16 protein-coding genes are annotated in these 19,676 nt (G+C 73.3%); 15 read left to right on the top strand and 1 reads right to left on the bottom strand.

Annotated elements, in window-relative coordinates; all coding sequences use genetic code 11:
* The first annotated feature begins 14 nt into the window (after positions 1–14).
* The 15 genes from GD748_RS11695 (at position 15) to GD748_RS11625 (ending at position 17,447) form a co-directional block, all read left to right on the top strand.
* Positions 15–761, top strand: coding sequence for a hypothetical protein (locus tag GD748_RS11695; RefSeq protein ID WP_152195376.1), 747 nt, complete (start codon positions 15–17; stop codon positions 759–761).
* A 130-nt stretch (positions 762–891) separates the two neighbouring features.
* A complete protein-coding gene (locus GD748_RS11690) occupies positions 892–1,401 on the top strand; it encodes a CinA family protein (protein WP_152195375.1) in 510 nt (169 codons plus the stop codon).
* Between the two features lie 134 nt (positions 1,402–1,535).
* Positions 1,536–2,153 (top strand): bifunctional pyr operon transcriptional regulator/uracil phosphoribosyltransferase PyrR, encoded by a 618-nt coding sequence (gene pyrR / locus GD748_RS11685; RefSeq protein WP_152195690.1) that lies wholly within the window; start codon positions 1,536–1,538, stop codon positions 2,151–2,153.
* The gene (locus GD748_RS11680) at positions 2,153–3,166 is read left to right on the top strand and encodes an aspartate carbamoyltransferase catalytic subunit (RefSeq protein WP_152195689.1); all 1,014 of its coding nucleotides are present in this window, start codon (positions 2,153–2,155) and stop codon (positions 3,164–3,166) included. The genes pyrR and GD748_RS11680 overlap by 1 nt, the downstream gene beginning before the upstream one ends.
* Complete coding sequence (locus GD748_RS11675) at positions 3,163–4,476, top strand: dihydroorotase (protein ID WP_152195374.1); 1,314 nt, start codon at positions 3,163–3,165, stop codon at positions 4,474–4,476. Before GD748_RS11680 ends, GD748_RS11675 begins: the two co-directional genes overlap by 4 nt.
* On the top strand, positions 4,473–5,804 hold the full coding sequence (gene carA, locus GD748_RS11670) for a glutamine-hydrolyzing carbamoyl-phosphate synthase small subunit (protein WP_152195373.1): 1,332 nt from the start codon (positions 4,473–4,475) through the stop codon (positions 5,802–5,804). The genes GD748_RS11675 and carA overlap by 4 nt, the downstream gene beginning before the upstream one ends.
* Complete coding sequence (gene carB / locus GD748_RS11665) at positions 5,804–9,133, top strand: carbamoyl-phosphate synthase large subunit (RefSeq protein WP_152195372.1); 3,330 nt, start codon at positions 5,804–5,806, stop codon at positions 9,131–9,133. Before carA ends, carB begins: the two co-directional genes overlap by 1 nt.
* A gap of 164 nt (positions 9,134–9,297) precedes the next feature.
* On the top strand, positions 9,298–10,110 hold the full coding sequence (gene pyrF, locus GD748_RS11660) for an orotidine-5'-phosphate decarboxylase (protein ID WP_152816159.1): 813 nt from the start codon (positions 9,298–9,300) through the stop codon (positions 10,108–10,110).
* A 286-nt stretch (positions 10,111–10,396) separates the two neighbouring features.
* Positions 10,397–10,708: an integration host factor, actinobacterial type gene (gene mihF / locus GD748_RS11655; protein ID WP_152195370.1), complete on the top strand. Its 312-nt coding sequence runs from the start codon at positions 10,397–10,399 to the stop codon at positions 10,706–10,708.
* A 135-nt stretch (positions 10,709–10,843) separates the two neighbouring features.
* A complete protein-coding gene (gmk, locus tag GD748_RS11650; protein ID WP_152195369.1) occupies positions 10,844–11,473 on the top strand; it encodes a guanylate kinase in 630 nt (209 codons plus the stop codon).
* 92 nt (positions 11,474–11,565) lie between these two features.
* Positions 11,566–11,829, top strand: a complete 264-nt coding sequence (rpoZ, locus tag GD748_RS11645; protein ID WP_152195368.1) for a DNA-directed RNA polymerase subunit omega — start codon at positions 11,566–11,568, stop codon at positions 11,827–11,829.
* A gap of 63 nt (positions 11,830–11,892) precedes the next feature.
* The gene (locus tag GD748_RS11640; protein WP_152195688.1) at positions 11,893–13,194 is read left to right on the top strand and encodes a bifunctional phosphopantothenoylcysteine decarboxylase/phosphopantothenate synthase; all 1,302 of its coding nucleotides are present in this window, start codon (positions 11,893–11,895) and stop codon (positions 13,192–13,194) included.
* Complete coding sequence (metK, locus tag GD748_RS11635) at positions 13,191–14,399, top strand: methionine adenosyltransferase (protein ID WP_193312921.1); 1,209 nt, start codon at positions 13,191–13,193, stop codon at positions 14,397–14,399. The genes GD748_RS11640 and metK overlap by 4 nt, the downstream gene beginning before the upstream one ends.
* Positions 14,400–14,480: 81 nt before the next feature.
* Positions 14,481–16,724, top strand: coding sequence for a primosomal protein N' (locus tag GD748_RS19945; RefSeq protein WP_152195367.1), 2,244 nt, complete (start codon positions 14,481–14,483; stop codon positions 16,722–16,724).
* A gap of 96 nt (positions 16,725–16,820) precedes the next feature.
* A complete protein-coding gene (locus tag GD748_RS11625; RefSeq protein WP_152195366.1) occupies positions 16,821–17,447 on the top strand; it encodes an HAD-IA family hydrolase in 627 nt (208 codons plus the stop codon).
* Positions 17,448–17,718: 271 nt separating this feature from the next.
* Here GD748_RS11625 and GD748_RS11620 read toward each other — a convergent pair whose 3' ends face one another.
* Entirely contained in the window at positions 17,719–19,482 is a 1,764-nt protein-coding gene (locus tag GD748_RS11620; protein ID WP_405002680.1) for a DUF222 domain-containing protein, read from the bottom strand.
* Positions 19,483–19,676 lie beyond the last annotated feature (194 nt).

Genomic DNA, 19,676 nt, shown 5'->3' with positions numbered 1-19,676 from the left:
AGAGGACGATCGTCATGACCACCACGACCGCCGCACGCCGCGCCCGCACCACCGGGCGCCGCCACATCCCCTTCCGGATCGTCGCCGTGCTGATCGCCCTGGCGTTCCTCGTGGTCTTCGGCGTGTGGCAGTCGATCCTGACGCCGTGGGTGACGTTCCCGGACGCCACCGACCACGGGTGGACCCGCACGCCAGAGCTGCACCGCTACACCGACAGCGCCTCGGCCGCCGCGATGGCTGCCGTCGGTCTCGGTGCGCTCGTCCTCGCGCTGCGGCCCGTCGGGCGCTCGGCGCTCGTGGCATGGGTCGCGGCGATGCTCACCGTCGTGGGGATGTCGAGCGGGGTCTCCGTGATCCTCCAGCAGCACCAGGGCGTCGGTGGTGCACTCGTGCAGGCCGTGGCGACCGTGGCGCTCACTGCCGTGCCGTTCGTGCTCCTGCACCCGGAGCGGCGCCTCGTCCTGCGGGGCGGTGCGTCCGGGGCCGCAGGCCCCACGGGCGTCGCCCGGGCGGGTCTGGTCGCTATCGCCCTCGCCGGCATCGTGCTCACGCTGGGTGCCGTGGCTCGGCGCCTCACCGGGGTCGTCGCGGAGAGCCCCCTCGAGGACGACGTGCTCGGCTACGTGGTCCTCGGACTCGCCCTGATCCTCGGCAGCTCGATCTGCCTGACCGGTCGGGCCGGCTGGCGCACCCTCGCGGCGATCCTCGGGGCGGTCAGCCTCTACGGCATCGTCGGCGGGCTCTCGCTCGCGTTCGGCTAGCCAGACGGCGACCACCGGCAGGACGGACCGGCTCCGGAGGGTTCCGCCCGACCGCACGGCGCCGCGGCGTGCCGCCGCTCCGCCCGTGGCGCGGTCGCGCTCGGGCGCCGAGCACGCGAAGATCCCCATCATGACCGATGGCATCCTCGACGCCGCCCACCCCCTCCTCGACGAGATCGCCGCCCGGCTCGACGGCTCGGGCCGGACGATCGCCGTCGCCGAGTCGCTGACGGCCGGGAAGATCGCCAGCCACCTCGGCGCCGCGCCCAGCTCGTCGACGTGGTTCGCCGGCGGCGTCGTCGCCTACACCAACGAGGTGAAGTACTCGGTCCTCGGTGTCGAGCGCGGACCGGTCGTCACCGCGCGCTGCGCGGAGCAGATGGCCACCGGTGTCGCCCGGCTGACCGGCGCGGACATCGCCGTCGCGGTGACCGGCGTCGGCGGGCCGGGACCCGAGGAGGGCAAGGAGGCCGGCACGGTGTACATCGGTGCCTGCGCCGGCGCGCGCTCCACCACCGAGCACCACCAGCTCGACGGCGGACCCGAGGAGATCCTCGCGAAGACCACGCTCCGCGCGCTGACGCTGCTCCTGGAGATGATCCCGACCGGGCCCGATCACGTCGGTCGGGCTCGTCCGTGAGGTCCCGGTCACATTCCGTCTCACGGGCGGGGCGCGCAGGTTCTGGCCCCTCGGCGGGGCGGTAGCATCGCCGCGTCCGACATCCTTTAAGGCCCGTCCAGTGAGGCGGGGAAGGAGGTCCTCCAGTGGCCACCATGCCCATGGGCACCGGCGCCGAGCGCCAGGTGCTCTCCGAGTCCGACATCGCCCGGTCCCTGACCCGGATCGCCCACGAGATCCTCGAGCGCAACCACGGCAGCGACGACGTCGTCCTGCTGGGGATCCCGACCCGCGGCGCCCCGCTCGCCGAGCGGATCGCGTCCCGGATCGCTGCCACCGAGGGGCGTCCCGACATCCCCGCCGGCGCGCTGGACATCACGATGTACCGCGACGACCTGCGCGGGCAGCCCACCCGCACGCTCGGGCGGACCACGCTCCCGGCGAGCGGCATCGACGGCAAGGTCGTCGTGCTCGTCGACGACGTGCTCTACTCCGGTCGCACGATCCGCGCCGCGCTGGACGCCCTGAACGACCTGGGCCGTCCCGCCGCCGTCCAGCTGGCCGTCCTGGTCGACCGCGGCCACCGCGAGCTGCCCATCCGGGCGGACTTCGTGGGCAAGAACCTGCCGACCTCGCGCAGCGAGCGGGTCCGCGTCCAGCTCACCGAGACCGACGGCGCAGCAGACGCCGTGACGATCTCCGACGCAGTGACGGTCTCGGACACGGTGACGACCTCCGACGCGCCGACGACCTCCGACGGCGAGGCGCGATGATGAGGCACCTGCTCTCTGCCGCCGAGCTCAGCCACGCCGACGCGGTCCGCATCCTCGACACCGCCGAGGCGATGGCCGCCACCCAGGGCCGCACCATCAAGAAGCTGCCCACCCTGCGCGGGCGCACCGTGGTCAACCTCTTCTTCGAGGACTCCACCCGCACCCGCATCTCCTTCGAGGCGGCCGCCAAGCGGCTCAGCGCGGACGTCATCAACTTCTCCGCCAAGGGCTCCTCGGTCTCCAAGGGCGAGTCGCTCAAGGACACCGCGCTCACGCTGCAGGCCATGGGTATCGACGGCGTCGTCATCCGTCACCACGACTCCGGCGCCCCGCACCGCCTGGCCCACTCGGGCTGGATCGACGTCCCGGTCCTCAACGCCGGCGACGGCACCCACCAGCACCCGACGCAGGCCCTGCTGGACGCGTTCACGATGCGCCGGCACCTCCACGGCCGGGGGAGCGCGCACCGCGACGCCTCGGCCGGCGCGCCACCAGCACCTGAGGGCACCGACCTCACCGGCTCGAGCGTCGTCATCGTCGGCGACGTGCTGCACTCGCGCGTGGCCCGCTCCAACGTCGAGCTGCTGCACACCCTCGGCGCGCGCGTCACCCTCGTCGCCCCGCCCACCCTTCTGCCCGTGGGGATCGGCGCCTGGCCCTGCGCCGTCGGCTACGACCTCGACGCCGCGCTCGCCGAGGCCCGGCCCGACGCCGTCATGATGCTGCGCGTCCAGCGCGAGCGGATGTCCTCGACCGGCGGGGGCTTCTTCCCCTCGCCGCTGGAGTACCACCGCCGCTACGGCCTCGACGGTGCCCGGCTGCGCGTACTGCCCGACGACGCCATCGTCATGCACCCCGGCCCGATGAACCGGGGTCTGGAGATCAGCGCCGAGGCGGCCGACTCGGCCCGCTCGACCATCGTCGAGCAGGTCGCCAACGGCGTCTCCGTGCGGATGGCCGTCCTCTACCTGCTCCTCGCCGGCGGCGAGACCACCACCGGAGGGATCTCATGACCGACCACCTCATCCGTGGGGCCCGCCCCCTCGGCGCGGAGCCCACCGACCTGCTGCTGCGCGACGGCCTCATCGTCGCCACCGGCGCCGACGCCGCCCGTGACGCCGCCGGCGCGGCGGTCCTCGACGCCGAGGGGCTGATCGCCCTGCCGGGCCTGGTGGACCTGCACACCCACCTGCGCGAGCCCGGCCGAGAGGACACCGAGACCGTGTTCTCCGGTACCCGGGCCGCCGCCGCGGGCGGCTTCACCGCCGTGCACGCCATGGCCAACACGACCCCGGTGGCCGACACCGCGGGCGTCGTCGAGCAGGTCTGGAACCTCGGGCGCCAGGCCGGCTGGGTGGACGTCCACCCGGTCGGCGCCGTCTCCGTCGGGCTCAACGGGCAGCACCTCGCCGAGCTGGGCGCCATGGCCACCTCCGCCGCCCGCGTCCGCGTCTTCTCCGACGACGGCAGGTGCGTCGCCGACCCGGTCCTGATGCGCCGTGCGCTGGAGTACGTCAAGGCGTTCGACGGCGTCATCGCCCAGCACGCCCAGGAGCCGCGGCTGACCGAGGGCGCACAGATGCACGAGGGCGCCGTCTCCGCCGAGCTCGGCCTCGCCGGCTGGCCGGCGGTCGCCGAGGAGTCGATCATCGCCCGCGACGTGCTCCTCGCCGAGCACGTCGGCTCCCGGCTGCACGTGTGCCACCTGTCCACCGCCGGCAGCGTCGACATCATCCGCTGGGCCAAGGCCCGCGGCATCGACGTCACCGCCGAGGTCACCCCGCACCACCTCATCCTCACCGACGAGCTCGCCCGCAGCTACGACCCGCGCTACAAGGTCAACCCGCCGCTGCGCACCGCCGAGGACGTCGAGGCCGTGCGCGCCGGCCTGGCCGACGGCACCATCGACATCGTGGCCACCGACCACGCCCCGCACTCGGCGGAGGACAAGGACTGCGAGTGGCCCGCCGGCGCGTTCGGGATGACGGGCCTGGAGACCGCCCTGCCGGTGGTCATCGAGACGATGGTCGAGACCGGCCGGCTGAGCTGGCCCGACGTCGCCCGCGTGCTGTCGACCGCCCCTGCCCGCATCGGCCGCGTCGCCGACCAGGGCCGGCCCCTCGCCGTCGGCGAGCCGGCGAACCTCACCCTCGTCGACCCCGCGGTGCGCCGCGTGGTCGACCCGGCCGCGCAGGCCACGCGCAGCCACAACAGCCCCTTCGCCGGCACCGAGCTGCCCGGCCAGGTCATGGCGACGTTCCTGCGGGGACGCGCCACCGCGTACGACGGCGCCCCCGTGGCGCGGGAGGAGGTCGGCGCATGAGCGCCCCCACAACAGCCACCGGGACGGCCCTGCGCGGCGCCCTGCGCGAACCGGCGCTGATCGTCCTCGAGGACGGGCTCGTCATGCGGGCCAGCGCCTACGCAGCCACCGGTCGCACCGTCGGCGAGGTCGTCTTCTCCACCGGGATGACCGGCTACCAGGAGACCTTCACCGACCCGAGCTACCACCGGCAGATCGTCGTGATGACCGCCCCGCACATCGGCAACACCGGCGTCAACGACGAGGACCCGGAGTCGGGGAAGGTGTGGGTGGCCGGCGTCGTCGTCCGCGACGCCGCCCGGCGGGCCTCGAGCTGGCGCGCCGAGCGCGAGCTCGAGGACGAGCTGGCCGACCAGGGCGTCGTCGGCGTCTGCGACGTCGACACCCGGGCCCTGACCCGGCACCTGCGCGAGCGCGGCGTCATGCGCGCCGGCATCTTCTCCGGCGCGGCGCTCCCGGCGGGCGCCGAGCACCTCACCGACCAGGCCGTCGAGGTCCTGCTCGACATCGTGCGCCAGGCGCCGCAGATGGCCGGCGCGGACCTGGCCCGCGAGGTCTCCACACCCGCCACCTACGTCGTCGAGCCTACCGGCGACTTCGCCGGCAAGGACCCGGTCGCGACCGTCGTCGCCGTCGACCTGGGCATCAAGTCCCGCACCCCCGCCCAGCTCGCCGCGCGCGGGGTCCGGGTCCACGTGGTGCCCCAGTCGACGTCCCTCGCCGAGCTCCTCGCGCTCGCGCCCGACGGCGTCTTCTTCTCCAACGGCCCCGGCGACCCCGAGGCCGCCACCCACGAGGTCGAGCTCCTGCGCGGCGTCCTGGACGCACGCCTGCCGTTCTTCGGCATCTGCTTCGGCAACCAGCTCCTCGGCCGGGCGCTCGGCTACGGCACCTACAAGCTCGCCTACGGCCACCGCGGCGTGAACCAGCCGATCCTGGACCGCACCACGGGCAAGGTCGAGATCACCGCCCACAACCACGGGTTCGCCGTCGACGCCCCGACCGACGCCCCCTCCCTCGCCCCGTTCGACGGCGGCCGGTACGGGCACGTCGAGGTCTCGCACGTCAACCTCAACGACGACGTCGTGGAGGGGCTGCGAGCGCTGGACCTGCCCGCCTTCTCGGTCCAGTACCACCCCGAGGCCGCCTCGGGCCCGCACGACGCCGAGCACCTCTTCGACCGGTTCGTCCGGATGATCGACGAGCACCGTGCCGGCGACGCGCACCCCACCACCGACGCACCCCGCACCACGGAGGCGCACCGCACCACGGATGCGCCCCGCACCACGGACGCGCACCGCACCACCGACGAGAGCGAGAACAGCTGATGCCCAGGCGGACCGACATCTCCAGCGTCCTGGTCATCGGCTCCGGCCCGATCGTCATCGGGCAGGCCGCCGAGTTCGACTACTCCGGCACCCAGGCGGTGCGGGTGCTGCGCGAGGAGGGCCTGCGCGTCATCCTCGTCAACTCCAACCCGGCGACGATCATGACCGACCCCGAGCTGGCCGACGCCACCTACGTCGAGCCGATCACCCCCGAGGTCGTCGCGACGATCATCGCCAAGGAGCGCCCCGACGCCCTCCTGCCGACCCTCGGCGGGCAGACCGCGCTGAACACAGCGATCTCCCTGTACGAGAACGGGGTGCTCGAGGAGTTCGGCGTCGAGCTCATCGGTGCCAGCGTCGACGCCATCCGCGCCGCCGAGGACCGCCAGGCGTTCAAGGAGGTCGTCGAGCGCTGCGGCGCCGAGTCGGCCCGTTCCGCCGTCGCGCACACGCTCGCCGAGGCCGACGCGATCGCCGACGAGCTCGGGTTCCCCCTGGTCGTGCGCCCCTCCTTCACCATGGGCGGGCTGGGCTCCGGCATGGCCTACGACCGGGACGACCTGCACCGCATCGCCGGCGCCGGCCTGCACTACTCGCCGACCACCGAGGTCCTCCTGGAGGAGTCGATCCTCGGCTGGAAGGAGTTCGAGCTCGAGCTCATGCGCGACCGGGCGGACAACGTCGTCGTGGTGTGCTCGATCGAGAACGTGGACGCCGTGGGCGTGCACACCGGCGACTCGGTCACCGTCGCCCCGGCGCTCACCCTCACCGACCGCGAGCTGCAGACGATGCGCGACGCCGGCATCGCGATCATCCGCGAGGTCGGCGTCGACACGGGCGGCTGCAACGTCCAGTTCGCCGTCGAGCCGACCACCGGCCGGCTAGTCTGCATCGAGATGAACCCGCGGGTCTCGCGCTCCTCCGCGCTGGCCTCGAAGGCCACCGGCTTCCCGATCGCGAAGATCGCCGCCCGGCTGGCCATCGGGTACACCCTCGACGAGATCCCCAACGACATCACCGGCTCCACCCCGGCGAGCTTCGAGCCGACCCTGGACTACGTCGTCGTGAAGGTGCCGCGGTTCGCGTTCGAGAAGTTCCCGGCCGCCGACCCGACCCTGACCACGACGATGAAGTCGGTCGGCGAGGCCATGGCGCTCGGGCGCAACTTCACCGAGGCGCTGCAGAAGGCGATGCGTTCCATCGACAAGAAGGGGACGACGTTCCACTGGGACGGCCCCGCCCCCGGCGAGGACGAGGTCGCCGCGCTGCTGGAGTCGGTGCGCACGCCGACGGAGGACCGGCTCGTCGACGTCCAGCAGGCGCTGCGCGGCGGCGCGAGCGTCGCGGAGCTGTACGAGGCGACGGCGATCGACCCGTGGTTCCTCGACCAGCTCGTGCTCGTCGAGGAGGTCGCCGAGGCGGTGCGCACCGCCCCGGCCCTCACGCAGGACGTGCTGCGCCTGGCCAAGCGGCACGGGTTCTCCGACGTCCAGGTCGCCCAGCTGCGCGGCATCGGGGAGGACGCCGTCCGGGAGGTGCGCCACGCGTACGGGCTGCGCCCGGTGTACAAGACGGTCGACACGTGCGCCGCCGAGTTCCCCGCGCTGACCCCGTACCACTACTCCAGCTACGACACCGAGACCGAGGTGCGCCCGCGCGAGCGCGAGGCCGTGATCATCCTCGGGTCCGGGCCGAACCGGATCGGGCAGGGCATCGAGTTCGACTACTCGTGCGTGCACGCCACCATGGCGCTGGCGGAGAAGTACGAGACCGTCATGGTCAACTGCAACCCGGAGACCGTCTCGACCGACTACGACATCTCCGACCGGCTCTACTTCGAGCCCCTGACCTTCGAGGACGTCCTCGAGGTCTACCTCGCCGAGAAGGCCGTCGGCCCGGTCGCGGGCATGGTCGTCCAGCTCGGCGGGCAGACCCCGCTGTCCCTGGCCCAGCGGCTGGCCGACGCCGGCGTGCCGATCCTCGGCACCTCGCCCGCCTCGATCGACCTGGCCGAGGACCGGGGCGCCTTCGGGGCGGTCCTGGGCGCGGCCGGGCTGCCCGCCCCGGCGTTCGGGACGGCCACGACCGCCGAGCAGGCGCTGGAGGTGGCCGGCGGGATCGGCTACCCGGTCCTCGTGCGCCCCAGCTACGTGCTCGGCGGACGGGGCATGGAGATCGTCTACGACGAGCCGGGGCTGCAGGACTACCTCGAGCGCGTCGGCACCGGGCACGACGCCGGCCGGCCCGGCGCACCGCTGCTGATCGACCGCTTCCTCGACGACGCGATCGAGATCGACGTCGACGCCGTCTACGACGGCACCGAGCTGTTCCTCGGCGGCGTCATGGAGCACATCGAGGAGGCCGGCATCCACTCCGGCGACTCGGCGTGCGTGCTGCCGCCGGTCACCCTGTCCGCCGGCGAGCTGGACCGGATCCGCCGCTCCACCGAGGCCATCGCCGCCGGGGTCGGGGTCCGCGGGCTGATCAACATCCAGTACGCGCTCGTCTCGGACGTCCTGTACGTGATCGAGGCGAACCCGCGTGCCTCTCGCACGGTGCCGTTCGTCGCCAAGGCCACCGGCGTGCCGCTGGCCAAGGCCGCGTCGCTCGTGATGGCGGGGGAGTCGATCGCCTCGCTGCGCGAGCGGGGCCTGCTGCCGGCCACCGACGGTTCCGTCGTCGACCTCGACGCGCCGCTCGCCGTCAAGGAGGCCGTCCTGCCGTTCAAGCGCTTCGCCACCGGCGAGGGGAAGATCATCGACACCCTTCTCGGCCCGGAGATGCGCTCCACGGGCGAGGTCATGGGCTTCGACGTCGACTTCCCGCGCGCCTTCGCCAAGTCCCAGGCGGCTGCGTACGGCGGTCTGCCGACGACCGGCCGGGTGTTCGTCTCCGTGGCCGACCGGGACAAGCGCTCCATCGTCTTCCCCGCGGCCCGGCTCGTCGAGCTCGGTTTCGAGCTGCTCGCCACGAGCGGCACCGCGGGGGTGCTGCGCCGGTACGGCGTGCACGCCACAGTGGTGCGCAAGGCCTCCGAGGGGCGCGGCGAGGGTGGGGAGCCGACCATCATCGACCTCATCTCCGACGGCGCGGTCGACATGGTCATCAACACGCCCAGCGGCCAGGGGGCGCGGGCCGACGGCTACGAGATCCGGGCGTCGACCACGGCCGCGGACAAGCCGATCATCACGACCGTGCAGGAGTTCGGGGCTGCGGTCCAGGCCATCGAGGCCGTCGCGGCGGGCCCGTTCGGCGTCCGGAGCCTGCAGGCCCACGACGCCGACCGGTCCGCGCGCCAGGCTGTGCCCGCGACCGCCGGGGGCGCGTGATGGGCGGGGCGGCCGGGGCCCCGGCCGGAGACGTCTCGCCTGTCGGTGCGTCGCCCGCCGGCCTGACGCCGGCCGACGGGTCACCGGCCGACGGGTCACCTGCCGGCGGGTCGCCGGCCGGCGAGGGTGCCCGGGTGCCCTTCGGCACCCGGCTCGCCGCCGCGATGGACACCCACGGGCCGGTGTGCGTGGGCATCGACCCGCACCCTGCCCTCCTCGAGACGTGGGGCCTCACCGACTCCCCTGAGGGGCTGCGGCGGTTCGCCCTGACGGTCGTCGACGCGCTCGGCGGGCGGGTCGCCGCCCTCAAGCCACAGTCGGCGTTCTTCGAGCGGCACGGCTCCGCGGGCATCGCCGTCCTCGAGGAGGTCCTGGCGGCGGCGCGGACGGCGGGCACGCTGACCGTCCTCGACGTCAAGCGCGGCGACATCGGCTCGACCATGGCCGGCTACGCCGACGCATACCTGCGCGACGGCGCTCCGCTCGCGGCCGACGCCATCACCCTCTCGCCGTACCTCGGCTTCGCGTCGCTGCGCCCCGCTCTCGACCTCGCCAGGTCGACCGGTCGCGGGGTCTTCGTGCTCGCTCTCACGTCCAACCCCGAGGGCCACCACGTCCAGCACGCCGTCGCCGCGGCGGGCCCGGTGGCACGCCAGATGGTCGACGGCGCGCGGGCGGAGAACGACATCGACGCCGAGGCACCTCTCGGCTCGGTCGGGCTCGTGGTCGGGGCGACCGTCGGCGCGGCCGCCGCCGATCTCGGCCTCGACCTCGCCGCGACGCGCGGGCCGCTGCTGGCGCCCGGCGTAGGTGCGCAGGGGGCAGGTCCTCGGGAGCTCGTCCACGTCTTCGGCGACGCCCGCCGCCAGGTCCTCGCCAGCACCTCGCGCGGCGTGCTGGCCGCCGGGCCGTCGGCGTCGGCCCTGCGCGACGCCCTCGGCTCCGCCGTCGACAGCGCCGCTGCTGCTCTCCGCTGACAGCCCCGTCCCGTCGCGTGCTCCCCGCTGACAGCCCCGTCCCGTCGCGTGCTCCCCGCTGACGGCCCCGTCCGGTCGCGACGCCGCGCCGTTCCGGCACCGTCCGGAGTCGGTCCTGCCACGGCGCGGATCGGCCCCGGCACTCGACCAGCAGCGTGGGCCAGTCCGGCGCGGCACCGGCTGCGATCGATCTGTCGTCCCACCGCCCGCCGACCACCCGTTGCCGGTAGCGTCATGGGTCACTACCTTCGGGACTACCCATCCGTGAGCTGACGAGGTGACCGACGTGGCACTGCCGCCCCTGACCCCTGAGCAGCGGTCCGCCGCCCTGGCCAAGGCTGCCGCGGCCCGAACCACCCGGGCAGAGGTGAAGAACAAGCTCAAGTACAACCAGGTCACCCTCTCCGAGGTTCTGGAGGCCGCTCGCACCGACGAGGCCCTCGGCAAGCTCAAGGTCGTCTCGCTGCTGGAGTCCCTGCCCGGGATCGGCAAGGCGACGGCCAGGTCTCTCATGTCGGAGATCGGCATCTCCGAGGCACGCCGTGTGCGCGGCCTCGGACCGCACCAGAGCGCCTCGCTCGTGGAGCGCTTCGGTTAGCCGGGCACGGGGCCGCGCACCGGCACGGGGCCGCGCGCACCGCAGCGCGCGGGAGTCGCGAATCCCTACGCCCGCACGAGCTCGCGACGCCGACGCCGACTGCACCCGCCCGCGGCAACCTGGCAGGATGACGGGATGACCGACGCCGCCCCCTCGAGCGACCCGACGCCGCTCGACGCACCGCCGTACGAACCGCGTGACCCCGCCCGTCTGACCGTCCTGTCGGGCCCGACCGCGGTCGGCAAGGGAACCATCATGGCCGAGATGCGCCGTCGGGCCCCGGACCTGCTGATCTCCGTCTCGGCCACCACGCGCGAGCCGCGGCCGGGGGAGATCGACGGCGTGCACTACTACTTCCTCACCCCCGCGCAGTTCGACGACCTCGTCGCCACCGGCCGCATGCTCGAGTGGGCAGTCGTGCACGGACGCAACCGTTACGGCACTCCGCGCGAGCCGGTCGAGCGGGAGCTCGCCGCCGGCCGGCCGGTGTTCCTCGAGCTCGACCTCCAGGGCGCGCGCCAGGTGCGTCGTGCGATGCCCGGGGCCAACTTCGTCTTCCTCGCCCCGCCTTCGTGGGACGAGCTCGTGCGCCGTCTCACCGGACGCGGCACCGAGGGCCCGGCCGAGCGCGAGCGTCGCCTCGACACCGCCCGCGACGAGCTCGCCGCCGTCGCCGAGTTCGACCACGTCATCGTCAACGACGAGGTGGGACGCGCCACGGACGAGCTGCTGTCGCTCATGGGTGTGACCGAACGGGTAGACTAGGGCGTTGCATGCGTGCGGTGCGCCCGTACGAGCTGTCCCGGAGCCCACCCGTGCACCTGCCCGAGAACCATCGATCCTGGAGAAGGTCACCCATGTACGGAACCGTCGCCGCCCCCGAGGGCATCACCGACCCGCCCATCGACGAGCTGCTCGAGAACGTCGACTCCAAGTACGCCCTGGTGATCTACGCCGCCAAGCGCGCCCGCCAGATCAACACCTACAACGCCCAGCTCCAGGAGGGCCTCCTCGAGTTCGTCGGCCCGCTCGTCCCGGCCGCCCAGGAGGACAAGCCGCTCTCCATCGCGATGCGCGAGATCAACGAGGGCATGCTGACCCTCACCCGCATCGAGGACTGAGCCGGCGCTGGCATGACCGGCACCGACGCACGCGCCGCCACGACCGAGGGGTCTGGCGGCGTTCTGCGCATCATCCTCGGCGTCACCGGTGGCATCGCCGCGTACAAGGCTGCCTACGTGCTGCGGCTGCTGCGTGAGGCGGGACACCGCGTACGGGTCGTCCCCACCGAGTCGGCGCTGCGCATGGTCGGCGCCCCCACGTGGGAGGCGCTGTCCGGCGAGCCGGTGCGCACCTCCGTCTTCGACGACGCCGAGCACGTCGACCACGTGGCGCTGGGCCGCAGCGCCGACCTCGTGGTCGTCGCCCCCGCGACGGCGAGCCTGCTCGCCCGCGCGGCGGCCGGCATGGCCGACGACCTGCTCGGCGCCACGTTGCTCACCGTGACCTGCCCGGTGCTCGTCGCCCCGGCCATGCACACCGAGATGTGGCTGCACCCCGCCACCCGGGCCAACGTCGAGGTCCTCCGGTCGCGCGGCGTGCACGTCCTGGAGCCGGACTCCGGGCGCCTCACCGGCAAGGACACCGGCCCGGGCCGGCTGCCCGAGCCGGAGGCCATCGTCGCGGCCGCGCTCGCGCTCGTCGACGACGCTGCCGTGCCCGGCGGCCGCACGCCCGCCGGCGGCAGCGCAACCTCCGGTGACAGCGCAGCGCACGGCTGGAACGACGTCCAGGACCTCGCCGGACGCACCGTCGTCGTCTCCGCCGGCGGCACCCGCGAGCCGCTGGACCCCGTGCGCTTCCTCGGCAACCGCTCCTCCGGCCGGCAGGGCATCGCCCTCGCCGTGGCCGCCGCCCGGCGCGGCGCGACCGTGACTCTCGCGGCCGCCAACGTCGACGAGTCGCTGCTGCCCGACCACCCAGCGATCGCCGTCGAGCGGGTCGAGACCACGGCGGAGCTGCGCAGCGCCGTGCGCGCGGCCGGAGCGGGCGCGGACGTGATCGTCATGGCGGCCGCGGTCGCCGACTTCCGCCCCGTGGCCAGCACCGCGCACAAGATCAAGAAGTCCGACGCCGGGCCGGAGCCGATCGAGCTCGCGCAGAACCCCGACATCCTCGCCGAGCTCGCCGCCGACCGGCTGCGACCGGGGCAGGTCGTCGTCGGCTTCGCCGCCGAGACCGGGGACGAGACCGGCGACGTCCTCGCGCACGGCCGCGCGAAGGCCCGCCGCAAGGGTGCCGACCTGCTCGCCGTGAACGAGGTCGGCACCGACCGCGGCTTCGGCGACGTGCCCAACGAGGTCACCGTCCTCGACGCCGACGGCGCGGTCGTCGGGCAGGGGAGCGGCAGCAAGGCCGACGTCGCCGACGCCCTGCTGGACGCCGTCGCGGAGCGCCTGCGGGCTACCACTACGATCGAGCGGTGACTTCTCCCGCACTGCGTCAGTTCACGTCCGAGTCGGTGACCGAGGGGCATCCGGACAAGGTGTGCGACCGGATCTCGGACACGATCCTGGACGCGATGCTGGAGCAGGATCCGGCGGCGCGGGTGGCGGTGGAGACGGTGGTGACCACCGGTCTGGTCCATGTCATCGGTGAGGTGACCACCGATGCGTACGTGGAGATCCCGCAGCTGGTGCGTGATGAGGTCCGCCGGATCGGGTACACCTCCTCGGCGATCGGTTTCGACGGGTCCTCGTGCGGGGTGTCGGTCTCGATCGGGCAGCAGTCCCCGGACATCTCGGCCGGGGTGTCGAAGTCGTTGGAGGAGCGCACCGACACCGGTGGGGACGACGAGCTGGACCACCAGGGCGCCGGTGACCAGGGGCTGATGTTCGGCTATGCGTGCGACGACACGGCCGAGCTGATGCCGTTGCCGATCCATCTGGCGCACCGGCTGGCCGAGCGGCTGGCGCTGGTGCGCAAGGAGGCGGTGGTGGCGGGGTTGCGCCCGGACGGCAAGACCCAGGTGACCATCGGCTACGACGGTGACCGGGCGGTGAGCCTGGACACGGTGGTGGTCTCGACCCAGCACGACGACTGGGTCCGCCAGGACCTGCTGCACAGCGCCGTCGCCGAGGAGGTCGTCGCCCCGGTGCTCGCCGCCGCAGGGCTGGACCTCGACACGGAGGGTCATGAGCTGCTGGTGAACCCGACGGGAAAGTTCGTCGTGGGCGGGCCGATGGGCGACGCCGGTCTGACCGGTCGGAAGATCATCGTCGACACCTACGGCGGGATGTCGCGTCACGGTGGTGGCGCGTTCTCGGGCAAGGACCCCTCGAAGGTGGACCGTTCGGCGTCGTACGCGATGCGCTGGGTCGCCAAGAACGTCGTCGCTGCCGGGCTCGCGCGCCGGTGCGAGGTCCAGGTCGCCTACGCCATCGGGCGGGCGCACCCGGTGGGGCTGTTCGTGGAGACCTTCGACACCGAGACGGTACCGGTGGAGCGGATCGTGGCCGCGGTGCGCGAGGTCTTCGACCTGCGACCGGCCGCGATCATCCGTGACCTGGACCTGCTGCGCCCGATCTACCGGCACACCTCCGCCTACGGCCACTTCGGCCGCGAGCTGCCCGACTTCACCTGGGAACGCACCGACCGCACCGCAGACCTCCAGTCAGCTGTCGGGGCCTGAAGGTCGACCGGGCGCACCATCTGGTCGAAGCCGTCCACGGCCGCGTATCGGCTCGTCTGCGTCGCGTGGTGAGATGAGGTCATGACCAGCGGCTCCCGACCCGAGCAGGGCGCGCTCCTGGATCTGCCCGCCCGGGCCCCGGCTGCGGTCGACGGCGGCGGCGTTCTCGATCCGGTCGCGCGGGTGATGGTGGACGTGCCTCTGCCGCACCTGGACCACCCCTTCGACTACCTCGTACCGCCCGCCATGGCCGACACGGCGCTGCCCGGGGCGCGCGTGCAGGTCCGCTTCGCGGGAAAGGACCGCTCGGCGTTCGTCATCGAGCGACGGTCGGACACCGACCACGGCGGGTCGCTCGCGCCGCTGCGGCGCGCCGTCTCCCCGGTGCCCGTGCTCTCCCCGGCCGTGCTGCGCCTGTGCCGCGCGGTGGCCGACCGGTACGCCGGAACGCTCATGGACGTCGTCCGCCTCGCCGTGCCGCCACGTCACGCCAGCACCGAGAAGGCAGTGCTGGAGAAGCACGGCACCGCCCCGCTGGTGTCGCGGCCCGTGGAGCCCCCGACAGGCCAGGCCTGGGCGGCCTACACGGGTGGGCCCGCCTTCCTTCGCCACCTCGGCGCCGGGAAGAGCCCTCGCGCCGTCTGGACCGCACTGCCGTCCAACCCCCGCACCGAGGGCTCAGCAGGTCCGACGGAGCAGCCCGCGCCGGCAGGACCAGCCCGTCCGACGGAGCCCCCCACCCCGGCAGCACCAACCCGTCCGACGGAGCAGCCCGCTCCGGCAGGACCATCGAGTCCGACCGAGGCGGCCACTCCGGCAGGATCAACGGGTCCAGCGGAGCCGCGCACGCATGCAGTCACCGGCGACGTCGCACCCTGGCCGGCCGCCGTCGCCCAGGCCGCCCGCGCGACACGCGCCTCCGGGCGGGGTGTCCTCGTCGTCGTGCCCACCACTCGGCAGGTCGACCTCGTCGTGGCCGCACTGGCGGCCGAGCTCCCCGGGGAGCCTGTGGTGCGACTGGTCGCCGACGACGGCCCCTCGCGCCGGTACCGCGCCTTCCTTCGGGTGCTGCTGGGCGAGGTGCGCGTCGTCGTGGGCACGCGGGCGGCCGCGTTCGCACCGGTCAACGACCTCGGCCTGCTGGTCTGCTTCGACGACGGTGACGACCGGCTCGCCGAGCCGCGCACGCCGTATCCGCATGCGCGGCAGGTGCTCGCTCTGCGCGCCGAGCAGGAGAGCGCAGCGTTCCTGCTGGGTGGCTTCGCACGCTCGTCGGAGGGACAGCTCCTCGTCGAGGAGGGTTGGGCGCAGCCCGTCCAGGCATCCCGCGAGGTCGTCCGTCGAGCGACCCCACGCGTGAGCGCCCCGACGGAGGTCGACCTCGCCCGTGAGGGCGCCGCGGCGGCGGCGCGCATCCCGCGCCCCGCCTGGGAGCTCGCCCGCCGCGGACTCGAGTCCGGCCCGGTGCTGGTGCAGGTGGCTCGCGGTGGCTACCTGCCCATGGTGGCGTGCGCCAGATGCCGTGAACCCGCACGCTGCACGGCCTGCCACGGTCCGCTGCGCCTGGACCGGCGGGGGACCGCGCCGACGTGCTCGTGGTGCGGGCGCCATGCCGTGGACTGGTCCTGCCAGGTCTGCCGCCACACCGCCCTGCGGGCCGTCCGGGTGGGGTCCGGGCGCACGGCCGAAGAGCTCGGCCGCGCATTCCCGTCCGTGCCCGTCGTCGTGTCCGGAACGACCGCGAGCCACGGCGTGGTCGAGACGGTCGACCACCGTCCCCGTCTCGTCGTGGCCACCCCAGGGGCGGAGCCCGTGGCGAACGGTGGCTACGCCGCTGCGCTGCTGCTCGACGGTGCCGCTGCGACCTCCCGCCCGGAGCTCTGGGCCTCGGCGGAGGCGTTGCGACGCTGGCTCGGCGCCGCCGCCCTGGTGCGCGGTGCCGCCGACGGCGGACAGGTCATGCTGCTGGGTCAGCCCGCGCCGGTGCCGGCGCAGGCGCTTGTCCGTTGGGACCCGGCAGGGTTCGCTGCCCGTGAGCTCGCCGAGCGTGCCGACCTCGCCTTCCCGCCCGCGGTCCGGATGGCGTCCGCGCAGGGCGCGCCGACTGCTGTCCGGTCCCTCCTTGCGCACCTGGAACCACTGGACGGGCTCGAGATCCTCGGGCCGGTCGACGTCGAGGACGGCGATGTGCGGGCGCTCCTGCGGGTGGAGCGACGGCTCGGCGGGCTGCTGTCCCAACGGCTCGCGCACGCCAACGCCGCCCGGACGGCCCGCAAGGAGGAGGGAACGCTGCGCCTCCAGGTCGACCCGCCCGACCTGTGGTGAGGTACCCAGCACCAGCACCACGGGGGCTGCGACCGCGCCGACTGCACCTGCTGGACGGGGCGGGCAGCGTTCCGCTCCAGCAGGCACGATGGGCCGGTGACCACTGATCTGACTCTCGTCCTCGATCTCGGTCAGGTCGTCGTGGGCTGGGACCCGTACGGCGCCCTTGCCGACCGGCTGACCCGCGCCGAGTGGCAGGAGTTCTCGGACGCCATCGACTTCCCGGCGATCAACCTCGAGATGGACCGCGGCCTCACGCACGCCGAGGCGGTCGCCCGCGTCTCGGCGGCGCACCCGGAGCGTCCCGGGCACGCACAGATCCTGGCCCGGTACTGCGAGAACTTCGCCGCGAGCCTGACCGGGCCGATGCCGGGCACCGCCGAGATCATCGACGAGCTGGCCGCCGCGGACGTACGGCTCCTCGGTCTGACCAACTGGTCTGCCGAGACCTTCCGGCACGCCGCACCGGCGGCCCCGGCGATCCAGCTGCTCGACGACGTCGTCGTCTCCGGCGTGGAGGGCTACGTCAAGCCCGATCCTGAGATCTTCCGGATTCTCCTTGACCGCCACGCGCTCAAGGCCGAGAGCACCGTCTTCGTCGATGACTCCCCGGCCAATGTCAGCGGCGCCTCCGACGCGGGCCTGACCGCGCTGCAGTTCACAGACGCTCGGCGTCTCCGGGCCGACCTGCACGACCTCGGCTTCCCGATCCGGAGGGCCTGAGCTCGATCTCGCAACCACGGTGGCGAACCGCGGCCGCCGTCCACGTCTGCTCGACCTGGCCAGGTCGTTGCACCACGGCAGCTCAACAGGACATCTGCTGTCGCTTGACAGGTGGGCAGCTTGACCGGCGGGCCCGAGGGCTTCCGCCTCACCGATCCTTGGAATGGCCACATTACAAACGAACCAGCGAGGGGGGTCGGTATTCGACCGCCGCACAAAGGTCAACTTTCGGCCGCCGCTGACACTCCGATGCGTCGATGAGCCATCGACGTCAGAACGGCGGCTCGGGGGACTGCTCGAGCAGGGAGTCGTCCCAGAGCGTCGCGGCGGGCTCGCGCGTGAAGAGTGCACCAGCGTCAGGCACGCGATTCACCTCTGGTAGCGGCTCTTGCGCTGCCATCCCAGGATCGGCAGGCGCTGACCCCGCACGCAGGCTGGCAGCCGGTGACCCCACAGACGCACCGGCAGGCGTTGACCCCGCACGCGGGCCCGCAGGCGCTGACCCCCCACGCGCGTCGGCAAGGGCTGACCCAACAGGCGGACTGGCAAGGGCTGCTCCAACAGGCGGGTCGGAGAGCGCGGGCCTATCGGGCGGATCGCCTACACGGTTGCTCGAAATGGGCAGGGCTGTGCCGTCGGACCGGGTTGGTGGTGGCGTTTCGGGTGGGTGCCGTCCGTTGCTACTCACGACCTGTTGCCAGTCGCGCAGTAGCTGCTCGTGCTCGCCGGTGCTCGGCGGGGTGAGCTCGTCGGTGGCGGGGGCCTGGCCGGCGGTGCTGCCTCGATGGGGTCGGCGGGGTCGGCGGTGTGTGGTCCCGACCATGGTTCCGTCCGGGCGGTAGAACGCGAAGCCGTCCGCGAGCGGTACCACGCGGATGTGGTCTCGGTGGATGACGTGGTGGTGGTACGTGCAGGCACACATGCCGTTCTCGAGCGAGGTGGGGCCGTTGTGGGAGTACCAGATGACGTGATGGACCTCGGTCCAGGACGCCTTGATGGTGCAGCCGGGCCACTGGCAGTGGCGATCCCGCGTGGTCACGGCGCGGCGCAGCTCCTTGGTGTAGGTGCGCTGGGTCATGCCGACGTCCAGGGGGACGGAGTCGGCGTCCAGCACGATCCGGGTCATCTCGCAGTCGCACATGATCCGCTGAAGCTCACCGAGCGGGACAAGGGTGCCGTCCTCGAGCTCAGCCGGAGCCACATCGGGCAGCCGCGGCACAGCGGCCCGCCCGAACGCGGTGACCTCGCAGCCGCCCATGCCGCCCCGGGTGGTCCTCCCCGCCACGACACCCGTCGGGGGCACGGTGGCTCCGTCGGCGCCCGCGCCGGCCGGTCCACCGCACGGCCCGGCCGTGCGGTCGGCCTCGAGGTCGGCGACCCGCAGCGGCTGCCCGTCCGGGCCGAGGCCGAAGGCGGCACCGGTGCCGTGGGTGGCCTCGACCGCCGCGGCGACGGTGTCATCGACCTCGCCGAGGTGGCGCCGGGCCGCGGCCCAGGTCTCCTGATCGACCAGCAGCGCCAGGTGCGGGCGGACCTGGGCACCGTTGAGGTCGGCGCCCACCGTCAGGACCCGCGAGGACATGGTCACCAGCGCGTCGGCCATGCGCTCCCCGCGCGTGCGCTCATCATCCAGCGCGGGCTTGCCCATGATCGTCTCGAGCGCCGTCTCCACGACCCGGCCGGAGATCTCGTCCAGGACCCACTGCCCGGACCGTCCCCCGGCCGTCTTGCCCGTGGTCAGCGAACGCCTCCGCCAGGTGGCCTCGAAGGAGTCCTGGGCGGCCTGCGTGTCGATCGTGGCCGCGACCTGCTTGGCGGCCTTGGCCAGCTCCGGAGCAGTGAGGTCCTTGGCCTTGGCCCGCTCGATCAGCTCACCCGCCGCGCCGTTCTCCAACGCCTCCTTCACCTCTGCGGACGCGCCGGCCCGCAGCCGGGACAACGCCTTGGCGTGCTCCAGCGTGAGCTCACCGGCATCGACCGCCTCCGCGACCTCGGGCATCGCCTCGAGACCCTCGGCGACCATCAGCTCACCCATCGCGGAACCCCGCCCCGTCCCGCTGGTCCGGGCCCGCCAGTCCGTGAAGTCCCTATCCCGCGCCGAACCCCACCGCCCGTCCTCACGGTGCGCGAGAAGCACACCACCGCGATACCGCGTCAGCTCCTGGATCAGGCCGTCGAGCACAGCGATCACGGCCTCACGCTCAGCGTGCTGCCAACCGTTCGCCTCTG

The organism is Georgenia subflava (assembly GCF_009193155.1).
Taxonomy (GTDB): Bacteria; Actinomycetota; Actinomycetes; order Actinomycetales; family Actinomycetaceae; genus Georgenia; species Georgenia subflava.
This window is presented reverse-complemented; position numbering and strand designations above follow the sequence as displayed.

What these genes read in the sequence shown, in the direction of transcription:
- GD748_RS19945 (WP_152195367.1), top strand. Translation starts at nt 14,481, where the DNA reads ATGACCAGCGGCTCCCGACCCGAGCAGGGCGCGCTCCTGGATCTGCCC.
- GD748_RS11680 (WP_152195689.1), top strand. Translation starts at nt 2,153, where the DNA reads ATGAGGCACCTGCTCTCTGCCGCCGAGCTCAGCCACGCCGACGCGGTC.
- GD748_RS11695 (WP_152195376.1), top strand. Translation starts at nt 15, where the DNA reads ATGACCACCACGACCGCCGCACGCCGCGCCCGCACCACCGGGCGCCGC.
- pyrR (WP_152195690.1), top strand. Translation starts at nt 1,536, where the DNA reads ATGCCCATGGGCACCGGCGCCGAGCGCCAGGTGCTCTCCGAGTCCGAC.
- pyrF (WP_152816159.1), top strand. Translation starts at nt 9,298, where the DNA reads ATGGACACCCACGGGCCGGTGTGCGTGGGCATCGACCCGCACCCTGCC.
- GD748_RS11675 (WP_152195374.1), top strand. Translation starts at nt 3,163, where the DNA reads ATGACCGACCACCTCATCCGTGGGGCCCGCCCCCTCGGCGCGGAGCCC.
- carA (WP_152195373.1), top strand. Translation starts at nt 4,473, where the DNA reads ATGAGCGCCCCCACAACAGCCACCGGGACGGCCCTGCGCGGCGCCCTG.
- GD748_RS11690 (WP_152195375.1), top strand. Translation starts at nt 892, where the DNA reads ATGACCGATGGCATCCTCGACGCCGCCCACCCCCTCCTCGACGAGATC.
- rpoZ (WP_152195368.1), top strand. Translation starts at nt 11,566, where the DNA reads ATGTACGGAACCGTCGCCGCCCCCGAGGGCATCACCGACCCGCCCATC.
- carB (WP_152195372.1), top strand. Translation starts at nt 5,804, where the DNA reads ATGCCCAGGCGGACCGACATCTCCAGCGTCCTGGTCATCGGCTCCGGC.
- gmk (WP_152195369.1), top strand. Translation starts at nt 10,844, where the DNA reads ATGACCGACGCCGCCCCCTCGAGCGACCCGACGCCGCTCGACGCACCG.
- GD748_RS11620 (WP_405002680.1), bottom strand. Translation starts at nt 19,482, where the DNA reads ATGGGTGAGCTGATGGTCGCCGAGGGTCTCGAGGCGATGCCCGAGGTC.